Raw genomic sequence first — 21526 nt, 5'->3', positions numbered from 1 at the left:
GTTCAGACGCGCAGCTTGCGCGGGGGCTACATGCCTTCGATCGAGGCCGCAGGCGCATCTTGCGCGTCACCGCGCCGTTTCGCCGCACCCCAAGGCCGGGCAGCGGCGGCGGCCCCTACCCGGCATCCGTGCGGCCGCGCCGGTCGGGACGCAGCGCAGCATAGAGAACATGGGTCCGCCAGCGTCCGTTGATCTGCAAATAGCTTTGCGCGACGCCTTCATACTTGAAGCCGCATTTTTCCAGCACCCCGCGCGAGGCGTGGTTTTCCGGCAGGCACGCGGCCTCTATCCGGCTGAGGTCCAGCCGGTCATAGGCATAATGCACAACGCCCGCGATGGCCTCGCGCATGTAGCCCTGCCGCGCATGAGGCTGGCCGATCCAGTAACCCAGGGTGCCCGACTGCGCCGGGCCGCGCCGGATATGATCCAGCGTGATGGCCCCGATCAGCGCCTCGTCCTCGCGACGGATCAGGAACAGCGGCAGCGCGCTGCCGCTCGAGATCGAGCGTTGCGCCCAGTAGACGCGGTTGGAAAATCCCTTGCGCGACAGGTGATCGCTGGCCCAGGCCGGCTCCCACCGGGCGAGGAAATCGACACTGTCGGACCGCAGCCCGGTCCAGTCCAGAAAATCGCCCATAACCGGCGGACGCAGGGTAAGACGCTCGGTCTCGATCCTGAGCTTCCGGCCGGGACGCAGAAACATCAGGCGGCGCGCCGCGCGTCAAGGCTTTGCAGGGTCGGCGACCGATCCACCGGCCCGTACAGTGCCAGCGCCGATGGCGCGCGCGTCACGGTCGTTTCGGCCAGTCGCCGAACATCGGCAAGGCTCACGGCATCGATCCGCGCGACCACCTCGGCCAGATCGGGCACCCGGCCCCAGATCTGAAGCATCCGCGCCAGACGCTCGGCCCGGTTGCTGGGGCTTTCCAGCCCCATCAGCATCCCGGCCTTCATCTGCGCGCGCGCGCGCTCGACCTCGGTCTCGGACATGTCGTCGGCGGCGCGTTTCATCTCGTCGATGGTGATTCCCGCCAGATCGCCCATCTGATCCTCGGACGTGCCGGCATAGATCGTCATCATGCCGGTATCGGCATACGCCCCGGCCTGCGCGAAGATGGTGTAGCACAGCCCGCGCCGTTCGCGGATCTCTTGAAACAGGCGCGAGGACATCGACCCGCCAAGCGCCAGCGCGTAGATCTGCGAGGTGTAGATATCCGGGCTGCCGTATTCGGGCGATTCAAAGGCCAGCGCGAAATGCGCCTGTTCCAGATCCTTGACATGCCGCGTCTCGCCGCCGCGGAACCGCGCCGTTGCAGGCTCGATCGTGCCCGAGGGGATCATGTCGCCGAACATGTCCTCGGCCATGCGCACGAGCGCGTCATGATCGACGGCACCAGCGGCCGACAACACCATCTGGCCGGGGCGGTAATACTGATCGACGAAGCCTTCGAGGTCGGGACGGGAAAAGCCCTGCACCCGCGCCTCGGCGCCAAGGATGGTGCGCCCCAGCGGGTGATCGGGGTAGGCCTCTTCCTGAAGCCAGTCGAAGATGATGTCGTCGGGCGTGTCGGCGGCCTGCCCGATCTCCTGCAGGATGACGCCGCGCTCGGTCTCGATTTCGCGCGCGTCGAACACCGGGTTGCGCAGGATATCTGCCACCACGTCCAGCGCCAGCGGCACGTCGTTCTTGAGGACACGGGCGTAATAGGCGGTGGTTTCGCGGCTGGTATACGCGTTGATGTAGCCGCCCACATCCTCGATCGCCTCGGCGATCTGCAAGGCGCTGCGGCGCTTGGTGCCCTTGAAGGCCATGTGTTCGAGGAAATGCGCGATGCCGTTCTGTTCGGCCCGCTCGTGGCGCGCGCCGGCAAGCACCCAGACCCCGATGGCCGCCGATTCAAGCCCCGGCATGTATTCGGTGGCAACGCGAAAGCCGTTCGGCAGGGTGGTCAGTTGGAAACTCAATGCGGGATCCGTTCCTTGATCAAGGTTTCGATGGCGCCAAGGTCGTTGGCGATGCGCGTGACGCGCTCGTCGCGGTCATACAGGTCCGCCATGCGCTCGGGCAAGGGGGGACGCAGGCCGCTCGCCTCTTCGACCGCGTCGGGGAATTTCGCCGGATGCGCCGTGGCCAGCGTGATCATCGGCACGCCGGGGCGGCGCTGCGCATTCGCCACATGCACGCCGATGGCCGAATGCGGGCACAACAATTCGCCCGCGCGATCCCACGTCGCCCGGATAGTGGCGCGGGTCGCATCCTCGTCGCAGCGCCCACTCTGGAACGCTTCGCGCAGGGTTTCCAGCGCGCCCTGGCTGATCGAGGTGCCACCTTCCTTCAGCTCGTCCATGACTTGGGCGACGGCGCGCCCGTCCTGCGCGTAGGCATAGAACAGGGCGCGCTCGAAGTTCGAGCTGACCTGGATATCCATCGACGGGCTGATCGAGGGGATCACACCGTCGGGGCGGTAGTCGCCGGTGGCAAGGCAGCGATGCAGGATGTCGTTCTGGTTGGTGGCCACCACCAGCCGGTCGATGGGCAGGCCCATGGCACGCGCGATGTAGCCGGCGAAGATATCTCCGAAATTGCCGGTCGGCACCGTGAACGACACCTTCCGATCCGGCGCGCCAAGGCTGACGGCGGAGGTGAAGTAATAGACCACCTGCGCCAGCACCCGCGCCCAGTTGATGGAATTCACACCCGCCAGCCGCACGCCGTCGCGAAAGTCGAAGTCGTTGAACATGTCCTTGACGCGCGCTTGTGCTGCGTCGAAATCCCCGTCGATGGCAAGCGCATGCACGTTGGCCTCGACCGGCGTGGTCATCTGCCGGCGCTGCACCTCGCTGACCCGGCCATGCGGGTAGAGGATGAAAACATCCACCGCATCAAGACCGCGAAACGCCTCTATCGCGGCCGATCCGGTATCGCCAGAGGTCGCGCCGACGATGCTGACCCGTTTGCCGGAACGTTTCAGCGAGGCCTCGAACATCTGCCCGATAAGCTGCATGGCGAAATCCTTGAACGCCAGGGTCGGGCCGTGGAACAGTTCCAGCAGGAAATGACCGCTGTCGAGCTGCGTCAAGGGCGCGCGCGCGGCATGGCCGAACCCCGCATAGGCGCGACCGATGATGTCGCCAAACTGGGTGTCCGTGAAGGCATCACCGATGAAGGGACGCATCACACGGAACGCGGCCTCCTCGTAAGGGACACCCTCCAGTGCGCGGATTTCCGAAGGCTCCATCCGCGGGATGCGCTCGGGCAGGTAAAGCCCGCCATCGCGGGCCAGCCCGGTGAGCATTGCCTCTTCGAAACTCAGCGCGGGCGCCTGACCGCGTGTCGAGATGTATTTCATGCCTCTGCCTCTTTCGCGGCGCGACGCTGCCGCCAGATGAGAAATCCTGTCATCGCGGCCCATATCGCGGCCAGCGAAAACCATGTGATCGCGTATTCAAGGTGATCGTTCGGAATGCCGCTGGTGTCCACCGGCAGGGGTTCCACATCCGGTTCGGGTGGTGACACCTCACGCGCGATCACCAGCAGCGGTTCGGTGTCCAGCACCTCGGCCATCATCGCCACATCACGGGCGAACCACATGTTGTCCGCCACGTCGTTCTCGGGCGTCGACTCCAGCCGGTCATCGGGCCAGTGCAGATTTCCGGTGACCGTGACCCGCGTGGCGGGCGGGTCGGGAATATCCTCGCCCACCAGGATGAACCCGCGATCCACAATCACCCGTCGCGCGCCGGTATCGAGCGCCGAGATAAGACGATAGCCCGCGCCGATCCGCTTCTGGCTGACCAGAACGCGCAAGCTTTGCGGTGCGATCCGTCCCGAGACCGTCACCGGCAGGTACCGGTCCGCTTTGGGGTCCACCTCTTTCTCTTCGGGCAGGGGCACGGGGTCGGCGCTGATGCGCGCCTCGATATCCGCCAGCACGCCCTCTTTCCAGGCCAGCCGGTCCAGCTGCCATTTGCCCAGTGACACAAGCACGGCGACACCAACGAGGCCGAAGACAAGAGGCACGCCCAGGTTTTTTCGCATCTCTCACTCTCAAACGCAAAATGCGCGGGGGCACCCATCCCCCGCACATTCCGTCCTGGTTCAAATACCCGCGCCAGGCGCGTCGATGATCCGTCGCAGGATTGTCACGAGCCCCATATGTAAATGGACGCGAACAGGAACAACCACACCACGTCGACGAAGTGCCAATACCACGCCGCGGCCTCGAAACCGACATGCTGCTGGGGCGTGAAATGACCCTTCTGAACCCGGATCAGGCAAACGAACAGGAAGATTGTGCCGATCACCACATGCGCCCCGTGAAATCCGGTCGCCATGAAGAAATTCGCGCCATAGATATTGCCGGAGAAGCCGAAGGCCGCGTGCGTGTATTCGTACACCTGGAACACCGTGAAGATCGCGCCGAGCGCGATTGCCAGCATCAGCCCATATTTCATGTCCTTGCGGTTGTTCTCATGGACCAATGCGTGATGCGCCCATGTTGCCGCACAACCGGAACACAGCAGGATCAGCGTGTTGATCAACGGAAGGTGCCACGGATCGAACGTCTCGATCCCGGCAGGCGGCCACTGCCCGTCCACCATCGGGGAATTCTCGCCCATGGGGTACATGGCATGCTTGAAGAAGCTCCAGAACCATGCGGCAAAGAACATCACCTCGGACATGATGAACATGATGAAGCCATAGCGCAGACCGATCCGCACCACCGGCGTGTGGTCCCCGGTCTCGCCTTCGGTCACGACGTCGGCCCACCAGCCGAACATCACGTAGAGCACCCCGATCAGCCCGGCGAGGAACATCCACGGACCGCTGTCGTGCATCCAGAGCACGGCCCCGAACAGCATGATGAACCCCGCCAAGGCCCCCAGGAACGGCCAGATGGAAGGTGACAGAATGTGGTAATCGTGGTTCTTTGCATGTGCCATGGCGGTCTTGTCCTCGTCGACTGCTTCAATTCACGGGTTTACCCGATTCCACGCCCGGTTCAAGCGCGGCCTGCGCGACATCCTCGGGCAAATCGATCTCGTGGAAGGTATAGGACAGGGTGATGGTGTGGATGTACTGCCCCTCGCGGTCGTCGACGATCTCCGGGTCCACATAGAACGTCACCGGCATCTGCACGCGCTCGCCCGGCTGAAGCACTTGCTCCTGAAAACAGAAGCAGTCGATCTTGGTGAAGAACCCGCCAGCGTCGTAGGGCGTCACGTTATAATTCGCCCGCCCCGCGACGGGACGGTCGGTGGGGTTGTAGGCCTCGTAGAAGGCCAACCCGGTCTCGCCGATGCGCAGGTCCATCTCGCGCTCGACGGGCTTGAACTCCCACGGCATGTCGCGCGCCTTGCTGGCGTCGAAGCGCACGGTGATGGTCTCGTCGAGCACCTCGTCACTGGCAATGTCAGACTGACCGGTCACGCCGCCAAAGCCGGTGACCCGGCAGAACCAGTCGTAGAATGGCACCGAGGCCCAGGCCAACCCGCCCATCAGAACAACGACACCGACAAGTCGGGTCACGGTTTTTGTGTTGGCATCCAGTGCCATCAGCGACTCTCCTCTTCATTCGTCAGCATCTTGAAATCGTCGGTCGTGACCTTCACCACTGTCAGCCCGAAGACGAGGGCGACCAGCCCGACAAGCACCAGCCCCAGCCCTAGATTGCGCCCGAACCGGCGCTTGTGCAGCTCGTGTATCACACGAAAGCTCATGCCCAGCCCCCCAATCCGAACCCGCCAAGCGTCGCCTCGGCGAGAATCGCGGCGAAATGTGCGAAAAGGTACCAGAGCGACAGCTTGAACGCCTGCCTTTCGACCTTGAAATTGTCCGCCTCTGCCATGGCTTCGTCGCGCCGCCAGATTGCGACGGCGTCGCGCAGGAAGAGCGCGTTGAACACGACAGCGACAGCAAGGTAGATCGGACCTCCGATCCCGGTAAACGCCGCCGCGATCGCCATCACGGCCAACACGACGGTATATGCCAGGATATGCCGCCGTGTAGAGCGCCGCCCACGCGTCACTGTCAGCATCGGCACGCCCGCGCCGTCGTAATCGCCCCGCATGAACAGCGCCAGCGCCCAGAAATGCGGCGGCGTCCACAGAAAGATCAGCGCGAACATCAGCACGGATTCAATACTTACCGTGCCGGTCGCGGCGGCCCAGCCGATCATCGGTGGAAACGCCCCGGCCGCACCGCCGATCACGATGTTCTGCGGCGTCCAACGCTTCAGCCCGATGGTGTAGATTACCACGTAGAAGAAGATCGTGAAGGCGAGGATCGCGGCAGCCAGCGCGTTTGTCGCCAACCACAGCATCACCACCGATATGCCCGCCAGCGCGATGCCGAACGCGAACGCCTCGTCGCGGGTCACGCGGCCTGCCGGAATCGGCCGTTTCGCCGTCCGCTTCATAAGCGCGTCGATATCCGATTCCCACCACATGTTAAGCGCGCCTGCCGCGCCACCGCCCACTGCGATGAACAGGATCGCCGCCAGCCCGACCACGGGGTGCACCGCAACCGGGGCCGACAGCAATCCCACGAACGCGGTGAACACGACCAGCGTCATGACCCGCGGCTTCAGCAAGGCGAAGAAATCGCGGAACCCGGCATCGTCCACGGGCCCAGCGGCTGCGGGGCGCGCTGTCTGAAGGCTGGCATCGCTCATCGGGATCTCCTGTCAGGCTGCCCCGGGCACGTGCCCGGGGGTCGTCACGCGGTCGTCACTCGGCCAGGGCGACATCGACGTCGCGCGGTGTCCCGGCATAGTCCTCGATCGCGCCGTCCAGCCATTTTTCGTACTCGTCCTGGCTCACCACCTTGACGGTGATCGGCATGTAGGCATGCGCCTGCCCGCACAGCTCGGAGCATTGTCCGAAATAGACACCTTCGCGCTCCGGCGTGAACCACAGTTGCGCCAGGCGACCCGGCACGGCGTCCTGCTTCACGCCGAAGGCAGGGATCGTCCAGCTATGGATCACGTCAGCGCCGGTCACGGTCATCACAACGGTCTTGTCGACCGGGACCACGACCGAGGTGTCGGTCGCCAGCAAGAACTCGTCGCGGCTGTAGCCGGCCTCGACAAGCTGCTTTTCGACCTCGGGTGTCAGGCGATTGTCACCGCCCGTTGCCGGGGCCCCGATCATGAAGCTTTCGAAACCGAAATCGTGGTCGGTGTACTCGTAGCCCCAGTACCACTGGTAACCGGTCACCTTGATGTTCACGTCGCCCTCGGGGATTTCCTGTTGCTTGAACAGGATCGGCAGCGAAAAGGCCCCGATGAAGACAAGGATCACGATCGGGCCGATGGTCCACGCGATCTCGACGGGCGAATTGTGGGTAAACCGCGCCGGGGTGTCGTTGGCGCGCCGATTGTACTTGACCAGCACGACCCCCAGAAGCGCCGTGACGAACAGCACGATGGCGATGATGATCACGTTGATCGTGCCGTCCAGCCATTGCAGATCGCGCGCCAGCTCGGTCGCGGCGGTCTGGAACCCCATCCCGCCCTGTTCGGGCTTGCCGACGATTTCGAGGTTCTGCTGCGCCATCGCGGGCAGGGCGGTCAGGGCGCTCAGGCCCGCCAGTAGGCTGAAGATTGGTCGCATGATACATCCTGCTTGTTGATGCGGTCTGTCCGTCTTGAAAGCCGCGCCGCGCTGTGGTCAGGCTTCCATTGCATTGTTTCAGTCTAAAACCATATCCTGCCGGGAACGACAAGAAAGAGCATTGCGGCAATCGGACGCTTTTCCCGACCGCGAGGCAAAGCCGCACGCGCCGCCCTCGACATGATATAGGATGAAGCCCCATGAGCGACACCCCCTTTCGCCCCTTCGACAGTCTGCTGGATCGCGACCGTGCGCTTGCGCATCTGCAAGAGGCGACACGCGGTGCCGATGACGGCGAGCTCTTCCTCGAACGCCGCCGCGCAGAGGCGCTGACCTTCGACGATGGCCGGGTCAAGACCGCGTCCTATGACGCGTCCGAAGGGTTCGGACTGCGCGCCGTGCAGGGCGAGGTGACGGGCTACGCGCACTCCTCGGATGTCAGCGACGCGGCCTTGGGCCGCGCGGTCGAGACGGCGCGCCTCGCCGTGGGGTCCGGCGGCGGCACGCTGGCCGCGGCCCCGGCGCGCACCAACCGGCATCTCTACACCGATGCCGACCCGATCGCGGGCGCGTCCTTTCCCGTCAAGCTCGACACCCTGCGCGAGATCGACGCCTTTGCCCGCGATCTCGACCCACGCGTTGTGCAGGTCACCGCCACGATCGCCGCGTCCCACCAGGAGGTCGTGATCCTGCGCCCCGACGGGACAGAGGTCGGCGATATCCGCCCCATGACCCGCGTCAACGTGTCGGTGATCGTCGAGCAGGACGGCCGCCGCGAACAGGGCGGCGCCGGCGGCGGCGGGCGCATCGGGCTTGACGGTCTGCTGACCCCCGAAGACTGGCAGGCCAAGACCAGCGAGGCGCTGCGCATCGCGCTGGTCAATCTGCGGGCCGAACCCGCCCCGGCCGGCGTGATGGACGTGGTGCTCGGCCCCGGCTGGCCCGGCATCCTGCTGCACGAGGCGATCGGCCACGGGCTGGAAGGCGACTTCAACCGCAAGGGGTCCTCCGCCTTCGCCGGGCTGATGGGCCAGCGGATCGCATCGAAGGGCGTCACGGTGCTCGATGACGGCACGATCCCCGATCGCCGCGGCAGCCTCACCATCGACGACGAGGGCACAGCGTCGGGCCGCAACGTGCTGATCGAGGACGGCATCTTGATAGGCTACATGCAGGACCGCCAGAACGCCCGCCTGATGGGGGTCGAAGCCACCGGCAACGGCCGCCGCGAAAGCTACGCCCACGCGCCCATGCCGCGCATGACCAACACCTACATGCTGGGCGGCGACGCGACGCCGGATGATCTGGTGGCCGAGATGACCGACGGCATCTATGCCGTGGGCTTCGGCGGCGGCCAGGTCGACATCACCAACGGCAAGTTCGTCTTCTCCTGCACCGAGGCTTACCGCGTCAAGGACGGCAAGGTCGGCGCGCCTGTCAAGGGGGCGACGCTGATCGGCGACGGCGCCACGGCCCTGCAGCAGATCCGGGGCCTCGGCAACGACATGGCGCTCGATCCCGGCATGGGCAATTGCGGCAAGGACGGCCAATGGGTGCCGGTGGGCGTGGGCCAACCAACGGTTCTGATCGGCGGGCTGACGGTGGGCGGATCGGCCACATCCTGACGTAGCCCAAACCCTGGCTCTGACACGGGTTTCATCTTTCCAAAAATACTCGACCTTCAGGCCCAACCCTACGCACCGAACGGGGGGCGCGGCAGAGAATTCGCCCCACCTTCGAAAACCGCGTCCTGGTTTACCGTGTATTAACCAATGGCGCGCTATCCAGACGGGGCAATTGGCGAGGTCACGGATGCCCGGGGATACACATCCTTCCACTCACCCCCCACTCCCACCCACCACGGAAGATGACCGGGTGACGTGGCTTCGCCTCTTGCGCTCTCGCCGGGTCGGACCGACGACATTTCATCGCCTGATGGCTGAGCATGGCAGCGCCGCGGCCGCTCTCGACGCGCTGCCAGAGGTTGCACGGGCCGCGGGCGTGACCGATTACACCCCCTGCCCGCCCGGTGTGGCCGAGGCGGAACTTCGCGCCGGTCAGGCCGCCGGCGCGCGCATGATGACCCTTGCCGATCCCGGCTATCCGGATGCGCTGCGTGATCTCGCCGACGCACCGCCGCTGCTGTGGGTCATAGGGGATGCCAGCGTATTCGATCGGCCGATGATCGCGCTCGTCGGCGCGCGCAACGCCTCGTCGCTCGGCACGCGGATGGCCCGGTCGCTGGCGGCGGAACTGTCCGAAAAGGGGTACACGATCGTCTCTGGCCTGGCGCGCGGTGTCGATACCGCCGCGCATCTGGCCAGTGCCGAACGCGGGACCATCGCGGTCATGGCCGGCGGCGTCGACGTGATCTACCCCGCCGAAAACACCCGGCTGGCCGGCGACATCATCCGAACCGGCCTGCGCATATCCGAGCATCCCACGGGACTCGTGCCGCAGGCCCGCCACTTTCCGGGCCGCAACCGCCTGATCAGCGGTCTGGCACAGGCCGTGGTGGTGGTCGAGGCCGCCGCGAAATCCGGCTCGTTGATCACCGCGCGCAGCGCGCTCGACCAAGGGCGCGAGGTTCTGGCAGTGCCCGGCCACCCCATCGATGCCCGCGCCAGCGGATGCAACATGCTGCTGCGCGACGGGGCGACACTCGTGCGGAACGCCTCCGACGTGATCGAGGCGATGCCCCGCCCCGACGCGCCCCGCGATCAGGTCGAACTGCCACTGGATCCGACGCCGCAGCATGCGCCACCACCATCGCGATCGCTGCGCGAAACCGCGGCGCTGCACACCCGAATCCTGCAACGCCTCGGCCCCTCGCCGCTGGCCGAGGATCAGCTGATCCGGGATCTCGGCGCGCCGGCGGGCGCGGTCGCCCCCGTGCTCGTCGATCTCGAGCTTGACGGTCGGATCACGCGGGCGCCGGGCGGACTTCTTTCACGCTCCAGTTGAGTGCCGCGTCGCTGCGCCGCAGCGACCACATTGACAATCCCCCCCGGCACGCCACATGCTGCCGCCTCGAAGCGCGTTATCAGCCGGAAGGATTGCCCATGCCCGTCGTCGTTGTCGAATCGCCGGCCAAAGCCAAGACGATCAACAAGTATCTCGGCGACGATTACACGGTGCTGGCCAGCTACGGCCATGTGCGCGACCTGCCCCCGAAGGACGGATCGGTCGATCCCGAGAACGGGTTCGAGATGACATGGGAGGTCGGCACGGACAGCCGCAAGCACGTCAAGGCGATCGCCGACGCGCTGAAGGACGACAACGCGCTCATCCTCGCCACGGACCCCGACCGCGAGGGCGAGGCGATCAGTTGGCACCTTGAAGAGACGCTGCGCAAGCGCAAGGCCATAAAGAAGGACACGCCGGTCAGCCGCGTCGTGTTCAACGCGATCACCAAGTCCGCCGTCACCGAGGCGATGAACAACCCGCGTCAGGTCGACGCGCCACTGGTCGAGGCCTATCTCGCACGACGCGCTCTGGATTACCTCGTGGGCTTCAATCTAAGCCCGGTGCTCTGGCGCAAGCTGCCCGGCGCAAAGTCCGCGGGCCGCGTGCAATCGGTCTGCCTGCGCCTGATCGTCGAGCGCGAGATGGAGATCGAGGCGTTCAACCCCCGCGAATACTGGTCGGTCAAGGCTCTGCTGGCCACCCCGCGCGGGCAGGAGTTTGAGGCGCGGCTGGTGACGCTCGCCGGCAAGAAACTGGAAAAATACGACCTGGAAAATGCCACGCAGGCCGAGATGGCCGTGCAGGCAGTGACATCGCGCGCCTTGTCAGTGACCTCGGTCGAGGCGAAACCGGCGACGCGCAACCCGTCGGCGCCGTTCATGACCTCGACCCTGCAACAAGAGGCGAGCCGCAAGTTCGGCATGGGCGCCAAGCAGTGCATGTCTGCCGCGCAACGCCTCTACGAGGCCGGGTACATCACCTACATGCGGACCGACGGTATCGACATGGCGTCCGAGGCCGTGATGGCCGCCCGCGACGCGATCACAGAGCGCTATGGCGCGGATTACATCCCCAAATCGCCGCGCATGTACAAGAACAAGGCCAAGAACGCGCAGGAGGCGCATGAATGCATCCGTCCGACCGAAATGACCCGCGATGCGGGGCAGATCAAGGCCACCGATGCCGATCAGCGCAAGCTGTACGATCTCATCTGGAAACGCACGCTGGCCTGTCAGATGGCGGCCGCCCAGCTTGAGCGCACGACCGTCGAGATCGGAAGCGCCGACGGCCAGGTGGGGCTTCGCGCGACCGGGCAGGTGATGCTGTTCGACGGCTTCCTGAAGGTCTACGAGGAGGGCCGCGATGATGTAGCCGGCGACGAGGACGACAAGCGCCTGCCGCAGATCAGCCAGGGCGACGCGGCCGATTTCGCCAAATCCTCGATGCGGCCCGATTTCGCCAAGGCGCAAGAGGGCAAGGACGATACCGCGGCCGTGCTGGCGGACAATGAATCCGTCCTTGGCCTGCAGCATTTTACCCAGCCGCCGCCACGCTTTACAGAGGCGACGCTGGTCAAACGGATGGAGGAGCTGGGCATCGGCCGCCCTTCGACCTATGCCAGCGTGCTGGGCACGATTCAGGATCGCGAATACGTCCGCAAGGAACAGAACCGCCTGATCCCCGAGGACAAGGGCCGCATCGTCACGATCTTCCTGATCAATTTCTTCCGCAAATACGTGGGCTACGAATTCACCGCCAATCTCGAAGAGGATCTCGACCGCGTCAGCGCCGGGGAAAAGGATTACAAGGAGGTTCTCGACCGCTTCTGGCGCGATTTCTCGGCGGCGATCGCCGAAACCTCGGAATTGCGGATTTCCGAGGTTCTCGACGTGCTTGACGAGGCACTTGCCGATCAGCTTTACCCGCCGCGCGAGGATGGCGCGGACCCGCGCGCCTGTCCGCTTTGCGGCACCGGGCGGCTGCATCTGAAGACCTCCAAGTCCGGTGGTTTCGTCGGCTGCGGCAACTACCCCGAATGCCGCTACACGAGGCCCATCGGCGGCGATGCCGCCGAGAACGCCGACCGGGTGCTGGGCGAGGACGCGGAGGGCAACGAGATCACGCTGCGCTCGGGACGCTTCGGGCCTTACGTCCAGCGCGGCGAACCCACCGAGGAGAAGAAAAAACCCGATCGCGCCAGCCTGCCCAAGGGCTGGAAAGCCGACGAGATGGATCTGGAAAAGGCGCTGACCCTTCTGAGCCTGCCGCGCGAGGTGGGCGAGCACCCCGAGGGCGGCATGGTCAAATCGAACTTCGGCCGCTTTGGGCCCTACGTCATGCACCAGGGCCCCGAGGACAAGAAACCCGTCTATGCCAATCTCAAGGATCCCGCCGACGTGTTCGAGATCGGCATGAACCGCGCGGTGGAACTGCTGGCCGAGAAACGCGCCAATCCCGGCGGGCGTGGGCGTTCGGCCGCCAAACCCCTGCACGATCTGGGCGAACATCCCGAGGAAGGCGGGCCGATCCACATCATGGACGGGCGCTTTGGCCCCTATGTCAAATGGGGCAAGATCAACGCCACCCTGCCCAAGGACGTCAAACCCGAGGATGTGTCCCCCGAGAAGGCCGTCGAGCTGATCGCCGAAAAAGCCGCGAAAAAGGGCACGCCGCGCAAGACTGCAAAGAAACCGGCAGCCAAAAAGCCCGCGGCCAAGAAGAAGGCCGGCTGAGGGCGCAGGCGACGACCGTTGACGGATCTCTGCCGGCCTTCTGTCGAAGACAACGGCGTGATACCGTGAAAGCCCGTGTCGCGCCCCGGTTTTTTACACATGGCTCGGGACAGCGCGTTGACTCGACGCGATGATCCGCCCAATACACCGCCCAGACAAACGTCAGAAGGAGTTGCGCGATGAAAAAGGTCTATGGCTCGGCCGCCGACGCGCTGGACGGTCTGCTATTCGACGGGATGACGATCGCCGCCGGGGGCTTCGGTCTGTGCGGCATCCCCGAGCTGCTGTTGCAGGCGATCAAGGAGGCGGGCACCAAGGATCTGACCTTTGCCTCGAACAATGCGGGCGTCGACGATTTCGGCATCGGCATCCTGTTGCAGACCCGGCAGGTCAAGAAGATGATGTCGTCCTATGTCGGCGAGAACGACACGTTCATGCAGCAGTATCTCTCGGGCGAGCTGGAGCTTGAATTCAACCCGCAAGGCACGCTCGCCGAGCGGATGCGCGCCGGTGGCGCGGGCATCGCCGGGTTCTACACGAAAACCGGCTATGGCACGCAGATCGGCGAGGGCAAGGAAGTCAAGGAGTTCGACGGCGAACCCTACATCCTGGAGCGCGGGATCTTCGCCGACCTCGCGATCGTCAAGGCGTGGAAGGCCGACACCACCGGCAACTGCATCTTTCGCAAGACCGCCCGCAACTTCAATCCGCCCGCGGCGATGTGCGGCAAGACCTGCGTCATGGAGGTCGAGGAGATCGTGGAGCCCGGCGAGCTGGAGCCCGATCACATCCATCTGCCCGGCATCTACGTGCACCGTCTCATCCAGGGCGACCACGAGAAGCGCATCGAGAAACGCACTTTGAGGGAGGGCTGAGACCATGCCTTGGGATCGCAACCAGATGGCCGCGCGCGCGGCACAGGAACTTGAGGACGGCACTTACGTCAATCTCGGGATCGGCATCCCGACCCTCGTGCCCAACTACATTCCCGAGGGCGTCGAGGTGACGCTGCAATCGGAAAACGGGATGCTGGGCATGGGCCCCTTCCCCACCGAGAACGAGGTCGATCCCGATCTCATCAATGCCGGCAAGCAGACAATCACCGAATTGCCGCATACCAGCTATTTTGACAGCGCCACGTCATTCGGGATGATCCGGGGTGGCAAGATCGCGATGGCGATCCTTGGCGCGATGGAGGTGGCCGAGAACGGCGACCTCGCGAACTGGATGATCCCCGGCAAGCTGATCAAGGGCATGGGCGGGGCCATGGATCTCGTGGCCGGCGTGCGGCGCGTGGTGGTGGTGATGGATCACACCAACAAGCATGGCGACAGCAAGCTGCTGAAGGAATGCACCCTGCCGCTGACCGGTACAGGCGTGGTCAACCGGATCATCACCAATCTCGGGGTGCTCGACGTGGTCGAGGGCGGTCTCAGGATCGTCGAGACGGCGGAAGGCGTGACCGAGGACGAGATTCGCGCCGCCACAGACGCGCGAATTGTCAACTGACAGCGCATGATCCGGCCCTGACACCGGGCCGGGTCACTGCACCTGGAAACAAGCCTTGCCGGCCTTGTCCCGTGGCACGACCGGCATGGCGCCCGGCTAAAAGCCGCACGTATCGCAAATCACGCCAAGAGTGCGCGTCAGAACGTCAGCACGGGGGCCGAAATTGCAGCCATCACACCACGTTAAACCGGAACACGACGTGCCCAAGGCACGTTTACAGTGTATCCTTGCCGCCAAGATGACCACATGTCTGCAAATGAGCGGGATTGCGCCAAGATAAATGCCGATTTTCAGGTGATAGGTGATGAATCTGTTATTTAATTATTCTAGTACGGAAACAATTGCTGAAATTGGAGCGGATCATGCGTCGTAAGGTAACAAAAGCAATATTTCCGGTGGCCGGGCTGGGGACGCGGTTTCTTCCGGCGACCAAGTCGGTGCCCAAGGAGATCATGACTCTGGTCGACCGGCCGCTGGTGCAATATGCCATCGACGAGGCGCGTGCGGCGGGCATCAAGGAATTCATCTTTGTCACCGCCCGCGGCAAGAGCGCGCTGGAGGATTATTTCGACACTGCCCCGCAACTCGAACAGGAACTGCGCCGCAAGGGCAAGGATGACCTGCTGGACATCCTCAAATCCACGAACATGGATTCCGGCGAGATCGCCTATCTGCGCCAGGCCAAGCCGATGGGCCTTGGCCATGCGGTGTGGTGTGCGCGCCGGTTCATCGCCAAGGAGCCCTTCGCGGTGATCCTGCCCGACGACGTGATCGCCGCCGACAAACCGTGCCTGCAGCAGATGGTCGAGGCGTTTGAGGAAACCGGTCACAACATGGTCGCGGCGATGGACGTCCCCGACGAGAGAACCAACTCTTACGGCATCCTCGACATCAAGGAGGACATGGGCCGGGTCGTGTCCACCAAGGGCATGGTCGAAAAGCCGGAGCCGGGCACCGCGCCATCCAACCTGGCGGTGATCGGTCGCTATATCCTGACACCGACCGTCCTCAAGAAGCTCAACAAGAAACACTCGGGCGCGGGTGGCGAGATCCAGCTGACCGATGCGATCGACGACGCCCGCAAGGATGGCGAAGAGGTGTACGGGTTCCGCTTTCAGGGGCAACGATTCGATTGCGGCTCGAAGGCCGGGTTTCTGCAGGCGACGGTCGCCTTCGCGCTGGCCCGCGACGATCTGCGGGACGAGCTGTGGTCCTACCTGTCGGATGTCATGAACGCGTCCAAGGCGGCACAGTAACCGCAGGCGGGGCTTGACTTGACCCATGTTCTGGTCACGGGCGGGGCCGGCTATATCGGCAGCCATGCCTGCAAGGCGCTCGGCGCGGCGGGCTACACGCCCGTAACTTATGACAACCTGAGTACCGGCTGGTCCGACGCGGTCAGGTTCGGCCCGTTCGAACAGGGCGAATTGACTGATCGCGCCCGGCTCGACGCGGTGTTCGCGGCCTATCGCCCGCGCGCCATCCTGCATTTCGCGGCGCTCAGCCAAGTCAATGAGAGCATGCGCGATCCGGGGCTCTACTGGCACAACAACGTCGCCGGGTCCCTCAGCCTGATGCGGGCGGCGGTCGCGGCGGGCTGCCGCGACATCGTTTTTTCCTCGACCTGTGCGACCTATGGCGATCACGACGGCATCATGCTTGACGAAGACTGCGCGCAGACCCCGATCAATGCCTACGGCGCCTCGAAACGCGCGATCGAGGACATGCTGCGCGATTTCGAGGCCGCGCACGGGCTGCGCCACGTGATCTTTCGCTATTTCAACGTCGCCGGCGCCGATCCCGAGGCCGAGATCGGCGAATATCACCGCCCCGAAACACACCTTATCCCGCTGATTCTGGAGGCGACATGCGGCAGGCGCGAGGCGCTGACGATCTTCGGCTCCGATTACGACACGCCCGACGGCACCTGCATCCGCGATTACGTGCATGTCACCGATCTGGTCGACGCGCATGTGCTGGGCCTGAAATGGCTGCTCGACGGGCGCGGCAGCCGGGTGTTCAACCTTGGCACCGGTCGCGGGTTCTCGGTGCGCGAGGTGATCGACCAGTCAGCGCAGGTCACAGGCCGTACGGTCCCGATACGCGAAGGGGCGCGGCGCCCCGGCGATTGCACGCGGCTCGTCTCCGGATCGACCCGCGCCGAGGCGGACCTGGGCTGGCGCCCGGCCCGTTCAACGCTGGACCTGATGATCGGCGATGCGTGGCGTTGGCATCAGGCTGGACATTACGACAGATAGGATCGACGCTGCGCTGATGGTCAAGGCTTTCGAGTGGCTGGGCGATGCGGCGCTGGCGTACCGGCTGCGGTGGAAACGCCGCCGCCTGCTTTGGCGCAGCCTGCGCAAAAGGGGCCAGTTGCGCCCGGTGATCGACCGGACGCATGACATCGAAGCCGACGACGTCCTGTGTTTCGCCACCATACGCAACGAGGCGGTGCGCCTGCCGTGGTTCCTGGGCCATCACCGTCGTCTCGGGGTGCGGCATTTCCTGATCGTCGACAATGCCAGCGATGACAGCACGCGCGATTATCTGGCGGCACAACCCGACGTGTCGCTCTGGACGACGGCGCACAGTTACCGGCTGTCGCGTTTCGGGGTCGACTGGCTGACAGGGTTGCAGATGCGGCACGGGCACGGCCACTGGTGCCTGACGCTCGATGCCGATGAATGTCTGATCTACCCCTATCACGAGACCCGGCCCCTGCCCGCGCTGTGCGACTGGCTGGATCGGCAGGGCCACGCCTCCTTCGGTGCGCTGATGCTTGACATGTATCCCGAGGGGCCGCTGTCGGCGCACCCCTATGCGCCGGGCGAGGACCCGTTCACGCGGCTGTGCTGGTTCGATGCCGGAAATCACACCATTCGGCGCAAGCGGGATCTGCAAAACCTGTGGATACAGGGCGGGCCGCGCGCACGGATGTTCTTCGCCGGCGATCCGCGTCGCGCGCCCACCATGGGCAAGGTGCCGCTGGTCAAATGGCACTGGCGTCATGCCTATGTCAGTTCGACGCATTCGCTTTTGCCCCGGCGCCTGAACCATGTCTACGCCACGAATGGCGGCGAGCTGACCTCGGGGGTACTGTTGCACACGAAATTTCTCGACACCGTCGTCGCCCGGTCCGCCGAGGAAAAGGCCCGGCAAGAGCATTTCGCCAACAGCAGGCTTTACGACGACTACTATGACGCCCTTTGCGCCAACCCCGACCTGTGGTGCGCAGGCGCCACCCGCTTGACCGGATGGCGGCAACTGGAAGCCCTCGGTCTCATGTCGCGGGGCGGCTGGATCTGACGGGTCATGCCGTCCGCATATCGCGATCGTCATGCACCGGATGCCTCGTGCCTGTCGGTGATGGCATGCCCTTGAACAGCCAATCCGCCGCGCGGTCCATCCTTCTTACATTCAGGCTAAAATTGAAATTTCTTCCTGAATTCGCCTCGGATACCGTCGATATCCGGAACAACCCTTTTCCCCTGCCTGCGCGGGTCATAAGTTCACGTCACACCGTAGGAGGAAGTCATCATGACCGACAGCACCATTCGCCGCACCACTGGACGCGGCAAACGCTATGACAGCATTCTCGACACGATCGGCGACACGCCGGTGATCCGGATCAACAATCTGGGTCCCGATCATGTGACGATCTATGTCAAGGCCGAAGCGTTCAACCCGGCAGCCTCGGTCAAGGACCGCCTCGCCGTCAACATAATCGAGGCGGCCGAACGCGACGGGCGGCTCAAGCCCGGACAGACGGTGGTCGAGGCCACCAGCGGCAATACCGGCATCGGCCTTGCCATGGTCTGCGCGCAGAAGGGCTATCCGCTGGTGATCACCATGGCCGAAAGCTTTTCCATCGAACGCCGCCGCCTGATGCGGATGCTGGGCGCCAAGGTCGTGCTGACACCCAAGGGCGAAAAGGGCTTCGGCATGTACAAGAAGGCCGAAGAGCTGGCCGAGAAGAACGGCTGGTTCCTGGCCCATCAGTTCGAGACCCAGGACAACGCCGCGATCCACGAGGCCACCACCGCGCAGGAGATCCTGGGCGATTTCGAAGGCGACCGGCTGGATTACGTCGTCACCGGCTATGGTACCGGCGGCACGGTGACGGCCCTTGGCCGGGTGCTGCGCGAGGCGCGCCCCGACACCAGGATCGTCCTGTCGGAGCCCGACAACGCCGCCCTTCTGGGCAGCGGCCACGCACAAGAGCGCACACCCGAGGGCAACCCCGCCGTCAGCCACCCGGCCTTTCAGCCCCACCCCATTCAGGGCTGGACGCCGGATTTCATCCCGCTTGTTCTGCAAGAGGCCGTCGACAAGAAGTATTACGACGATCTGATCCCCGTCGCCGGGGCCGACGGCATCAAATGCGCCCGCGATCTGGCATCGAAGGAGGGCATCTTCACAGGCGTTTCGGGCGGATCGACCTTTGCCGTCTCGCTGCAGATCGCCGAGACCGCCGCGCCCGGATCGGTGATCCTGTGCATGCTGCCCGATACCGGCGAACGTTACATGACCACGCCCCTGTTCGAAGGCATCGGCGAGGACATGAACGACGAGGAACAGGCGATCTCGGCCTCGACGCCGGGCTATCAACTGGGCTGACGCAGTTGCGCTGTCGCACAGGTTCCGTGCGACAGCGCTGCTTGTATCCGGTGGATGGTCGGTTACCCTGCGCCAAAAGCACGGACAAGAGGATGTCACGCCATGAGCGACAACAGCTACACCCCGCCCGAGGTCTGGACGTGGGAGGCCGCGTCCGGCGGCAAGTTCGCCTCGATCAACCGCCCCGTTGCCGGCGCCACCCATGACAAGGATCTGCCTGTCGGCACGCATCCCTTCCAGCTCTACTCGCTGGCCACACCCAACGGGGTCAAGGTCACGGTGATGTTCGAGGAATTGCTCGCCGCCGGGCATGACGCCGAATACGATGCGTGGCTGATCGATATCGGCGAGGGCGATCAGTTCGGCAGCGGGTTCGTCGAGGTGAACCCCAATTCCAAGATCCCCGCGATGGTGGATCATACCGGTGCCGCACCCCTGCGAGTGTTCGAAAGCGGGTCGATCCTGATACATCTGGCCGAAAAATTCGATGCGTTCCTGCCGTCCTCGGGGCCCGCGCGCACCGAGACGCTCAACTGGCTGATGTGGCAGATGGGCAGCGCGCCGTTCCTCGGCGGCGGGTTCGGGCATTTCTATGCCTATGCGCCTGAAAAACTGGAATATCCCATCAACCGGTTCGCGATGGAATCCAAGCGTCAGCTCGACGTGCTCGACCGGCAACTGGCCGAGCGCCCCTATATCGCCGGCGACGACTACACCATCGCCGACATGGCGATCTGGCCGTGGTACGGGCAGCTATGCCTCGGGCGGCTTTACGATGCGGCGACCTTCCTTGACGTGCAGAGCTACGCGAATGTCATGGCTTGGGCCGAAAAGATCGACGCGCGCGCACCCGTCCAGCGTGGTCGCATGGTCAATCGCAGCTTTGGTGCGCCGCACATGCAGCTGCACGAACGGCATTCGCCCGAGGATTTCGACACCCAGACCCAGGACAAGATCGGCGAGGCCGGCTGAGACAGGTGCAGGAAACGGGGCTGCGCCATGTTGCCTGCGCCGGGCTGATTTACAGGCGAAAAGAGGGCGCAAACCGCTTTCGTTTTTGCCGTTGATCGGGCATGAGGGCGAAAAGGAGACCCGCCATGCCCGTCAGCGATACCCAACTGCTTGCCGTCCTGATCGACGCAGACAACGTGCCCGCAAAATACGCGGATTCTATCCTGCGAGAGGTCACAAGCTACGGCGAGCCGGGATTGCGCAGGGTCTACGGCGACTGGTCCAGCCCGCAACTTGCCGGCTGGACCCGCACGGCGCAGAACCTCGGGCTTGTGCAGCATCAGCAAACCGCCAATACCAAGGGCAAGAACGCCAGCGACATCGGGCTGGTGATCGACGCGATGGACATCCTGCATGCGGGTCACTTCCACGGCTTCGTTCTGGTGTCGTCGGACAGCGACTTCACCCGGCTGGCAAGCCGCATCCGCGAGCAGGGCCTGACGGTGATCGGCATCGGCGAGGCCAAGGCGCCGGACGCGCTGAAAAATGCCTGCAACCGGTTCGTTGCCATCGAGAATATCTATGACGACGGCGGCGAAACGCCGCGCAGCGCACCGAAACCCAAACTTGACAGCGAACGCATCGCCGATGCCCGGCGGCTGATCTTTGACGCGATGGAAAAGATCGACAGCGATGACGAATGGTATCCGCTGGGCCGCATCGGCCAGCAGATCCAGGCCGACAAGCCAGATTTCGACACGCGCAGCTACGGCAAGAAAAAGCTGAGCGACCTGATCAAGGAACTCAAGGTGTTCGAAACGAAATCCGGCCCCGGCAATCAGCTTTTGGTGCGCCGCGTCGATTGACGACATCCGCGATGCGCCGCGTTCCCGAATGTTTCCTAGACAGCGGGGGCACCCTTGCGCCGTCGCAACTGCCCTGCATTGGGACGTTGCCGCACGCAAATCTTGATCCGCCTGCGCCGGCGTCCGACACCGCCGCCACGTCGCGACGCGAGGCAGGGGTCGCGTCATTATCACGCCCCTGCCCCGGCCCCAGGGCTCCGAACTCATGTGACAGTGACAAGAGAGGATTTTTCTGAATCTTTGCGGCGGCACGACCATGGAGCCGCC

General features: G+C 64.3%; 20 protein-coding genes. 11 read left to right on the top strand and 9 right to left on the bottom strand.

What is annotated here, in order from left to right:
- Positions 1–115: 115 nt before the first annotated feature.
- From ACROSR_RS13515 to coxB, 9 genes are all read right to left on the bottom strand, one after another.
- Positions 116–703, bottom strand: a complete 588-nt coding sequence (locus ACROSR_RS13515; RefSeq protein WP_432685913.1) for a GNAT family N-acetyltransferase — start codon at positions 701–703, stop codon at positions 116–118.
- A complete protein-coding gene (locus tag ACROSR_RS13510) occupies positions 703–1965 on the bottom strand; it encodes a M16 family metallopeptidase (RefSeq protein WP_432685911.1) in 1263 nt (420 codons plus the stop codon). Before ACROSR_RS13510 ends, ACROSR_RS13515 begins: the two co-directional genes overlap by 1 nt.
- Positions 1962–3350 (bottom strand): threonine synthase, encoded by a 1389-nt coding sequence (gene thrC / locus ACROSR_RS13505; RefSeq protein WP_432685909.1) that lies wholly within the window; start codon positions 3348–3350, stop codon positions 1962–1964. Before thrC ends, ACROSR_RS13510 begins: the two co-directional genes overlap by 4 nt.
- A complete protein-coding gene (locus ACROSR_RS13500) occupies positions 3347–4039 on the bottom strand; it encodes an SURF1 family protein (protein WP_432685907.1) in 693 nt (230 codons plus the stop codon). Before ACROSR_RS13500 ends, thrC begins: the two co-directional genes overlap by 4 nt.
- Positions 4040–4143: 104 nt before the next feature.
- A complete protein-coding gene (locus ACROSR_RS13495) occupies positions 4144–4944 on the bottom strand; it encodes a cytochrome c oxidase subunit 3 (protein WP_432685905.1) in 801 nt (266 codons plus the stop codon).
- Between the two features lie 25 nt (positions 4945–4969).
- Positions 4970–5557: a cytochrome c oxidase assembly protein gene (locus ACROSR_RS13490; RefSeq protein ID WP_432685903.1), complete on the bottom strand. Its 588-nt coding sequence runs from the start codon at positions 5555–5557 to the stop codon at positions 4970–4972.
- The gene (locus tag ACROSR_RS13485; RefSeq protein ID WP_432685901.1) at positions 5557–5721 is read right to left on the bottom strand and encodes a cytochrome c oxidase system small membrane protein; all 165 of its coding nucleotides are present in this window, start codon (positions 5719–5721) and stop codon (positions 5557–5559) included. Before ACROSR_RS13485 ends, ACROSR_RS13490 begins: the two co-directional genes overlap by 1 nt.
- The gene (gene cyoE / locus ACROSR_RS13480) at positions 5718–6674 is read right to left on the bottom strand and encodes a heme o synthase (RefSeq protein WP_432685899.1); all 957 of its coding nucleotides are present in this window, start codon (positions 6672–6674) and stop codon (positions 5718–5720) included. Before cyoE ends, ACROSR_RS13485 begins: the two co-directional genes overlap by 4 nt.
- A gap of 55 nt (positions 6675–6729) precedes the next feature.
- Positions 6730–7614, bottom strand: a complete 885-nt coding sequence (gene coxB / locus ACROSR_RS13475) for a cytochrome c oxidase subunit II (protein ID WP_432685897.1) — start codon at positions 7612–7614, stop codon at positions 6730–6732.
- A gap of 200 nt (positions 7615–7814) precedes the next feature.
- Between coxB and tldD the strand changes: the two genes are divergently transcribed.
- The 11 genes from tldD to ACROSR_RS13420 all read left to right on the top strand — a co-directional run bounded on the left by tldD (position 7815) and on the right by ACROSR_RS13420 (position 21259).
- On the top strand, positions 7815–9239 hold the full coding sequence (gene tldD / locus ACROSR_RS13470) for a metalloprotease TldD (RefSeq protein WP_432685895.1): 1425 nt from the start codon (positions 7815–7817) through the stop codon (positions 9237–9239).
- Positions 9240–9426: 187 nt separating this feature from the next.
- Entirely contained in the window at positions 9427–10578 is a 1152-nt protein-coding gene (gene dprA / locus ACROSR_RS13465; protein WP_432685893.1) for a DNA-processing protein DprA, read from the top strand.
- 98 nt (positions 10579–10676) lie between these two features.
- Positions 10677–13313, top strand: coding sequence for a type I DNA topoisomerase (topA, locus tag ACROSR_RS13460; RefSeq protein WP_432685891.1), 2637 nt, complete (start codon positions 10677–10679; stop codon positions 13311–13313).
- A gap of 179 nt (positions 13314–13492) precedes the next feature.
- A complete protein-coding gene (locus tag ACROSR_RS13455; RefSeq protein WP_432685889.1) occupies positions 13493–14188 on the top strand; it encodes a CoA transferase subunit A in 696 nt (231 codons plus the stop codon).
- Between the two features lie 4 nt (positions 14189–14192).
- Positions 14193–14822: a 3-oxoacid CoA-transferase subunit B gene (locus ACROSR_RS13450; protein WP_432685887.1), complete on the top strand. Its 630-nt coding sequence runs from the start codon at positions 14193–14195 to the stop codon at positions 14820–14822.
- Positions 14823–15184: 362 nt separating this feature from the next.
- Positions 15185–16078: a UTP--glucose-1-phosphate uridylyltransferase GalU gene (gene galU / locus ACROSR_RS13445; protein ID WP_432685885.1), complete on the top strand. Its 894-nt coding sequence runs from the start codon at positions 15185–15187 to the stop codon at positions 16076–16078.
- A gap of 18 nt (positions 16079–16096) precedes the next feature.
- Entirely contained in the window at positions 16097–17080 is a 984-nt protein-coding gene (gene galE, locus ACROSR_RS13440; protein WP_432685883.1) for a UDP-glucose 4-epimerase GalE, read from the top strand.
- A gap of 16 nt (positions 17081–17096) precedes the next feature.
- A complete protein-coding gene (locus tag ACROSR_RS13435; RefSeq protein WP_432685881.1) occupies positions 17097–18131 on the top strand; it encodes a glycosyltransferase family 2 protein in 1035 nt (344 codons plus the stop codon).
- A 231-nt stretch (positions 18132–18362) separates the two neighbouring features.
- Entirely contained in the window at positions 18363–19442 is a 1080-nt protein-coding gene (locus ACROSR_RS13430; RefSeq protein ID WP_432685879.1) for a PLP-dependent cysteine synthase family protein, read from the top strand.
- A gap of 102 nt (positions 19443–19544) precedes the next feature.
- On the top strand, positions 19545–20414 hold the full coding sequence (gene yghU / locus ACROSR_RS13425) for a glutathione-dependent disulfide-bond oxidoreductase (RefSeq protein WP_432685877.1): 870 nt from the start codon (positions 19545–19547) through the stop codon (positions 20412–20414).
- Between the two features lie 125 nt (positions 20415–20539).
- Positions 20540–21259, top strand: coding sequence for an NYN domain-containing protein (locus tag ACROSR_RS13420; protein WP_432685875.1), 720 nt, complete (start codon positions 20540–20542; stop codon positions 21257–21259).
- Positions 21260–21526: the final 267 nt, after the last annotated feature.

Origin of the sequence: Roseovarius tibetensis (assembly GCF_050896375.1) — a bacterium.
Classification (GTDB): Bacteria; Pseudomonadota; Alphaproteobacteria; order Rhodobacterales; family Rhodobacteraceae; genus Roseovarius; species Roseovarius tibetensis.
The sequence above is the reverse complement of the archived record's forward strand: the minus strand, read 5'-3'. Positions and strand labels throughout refer to the sequence as shown.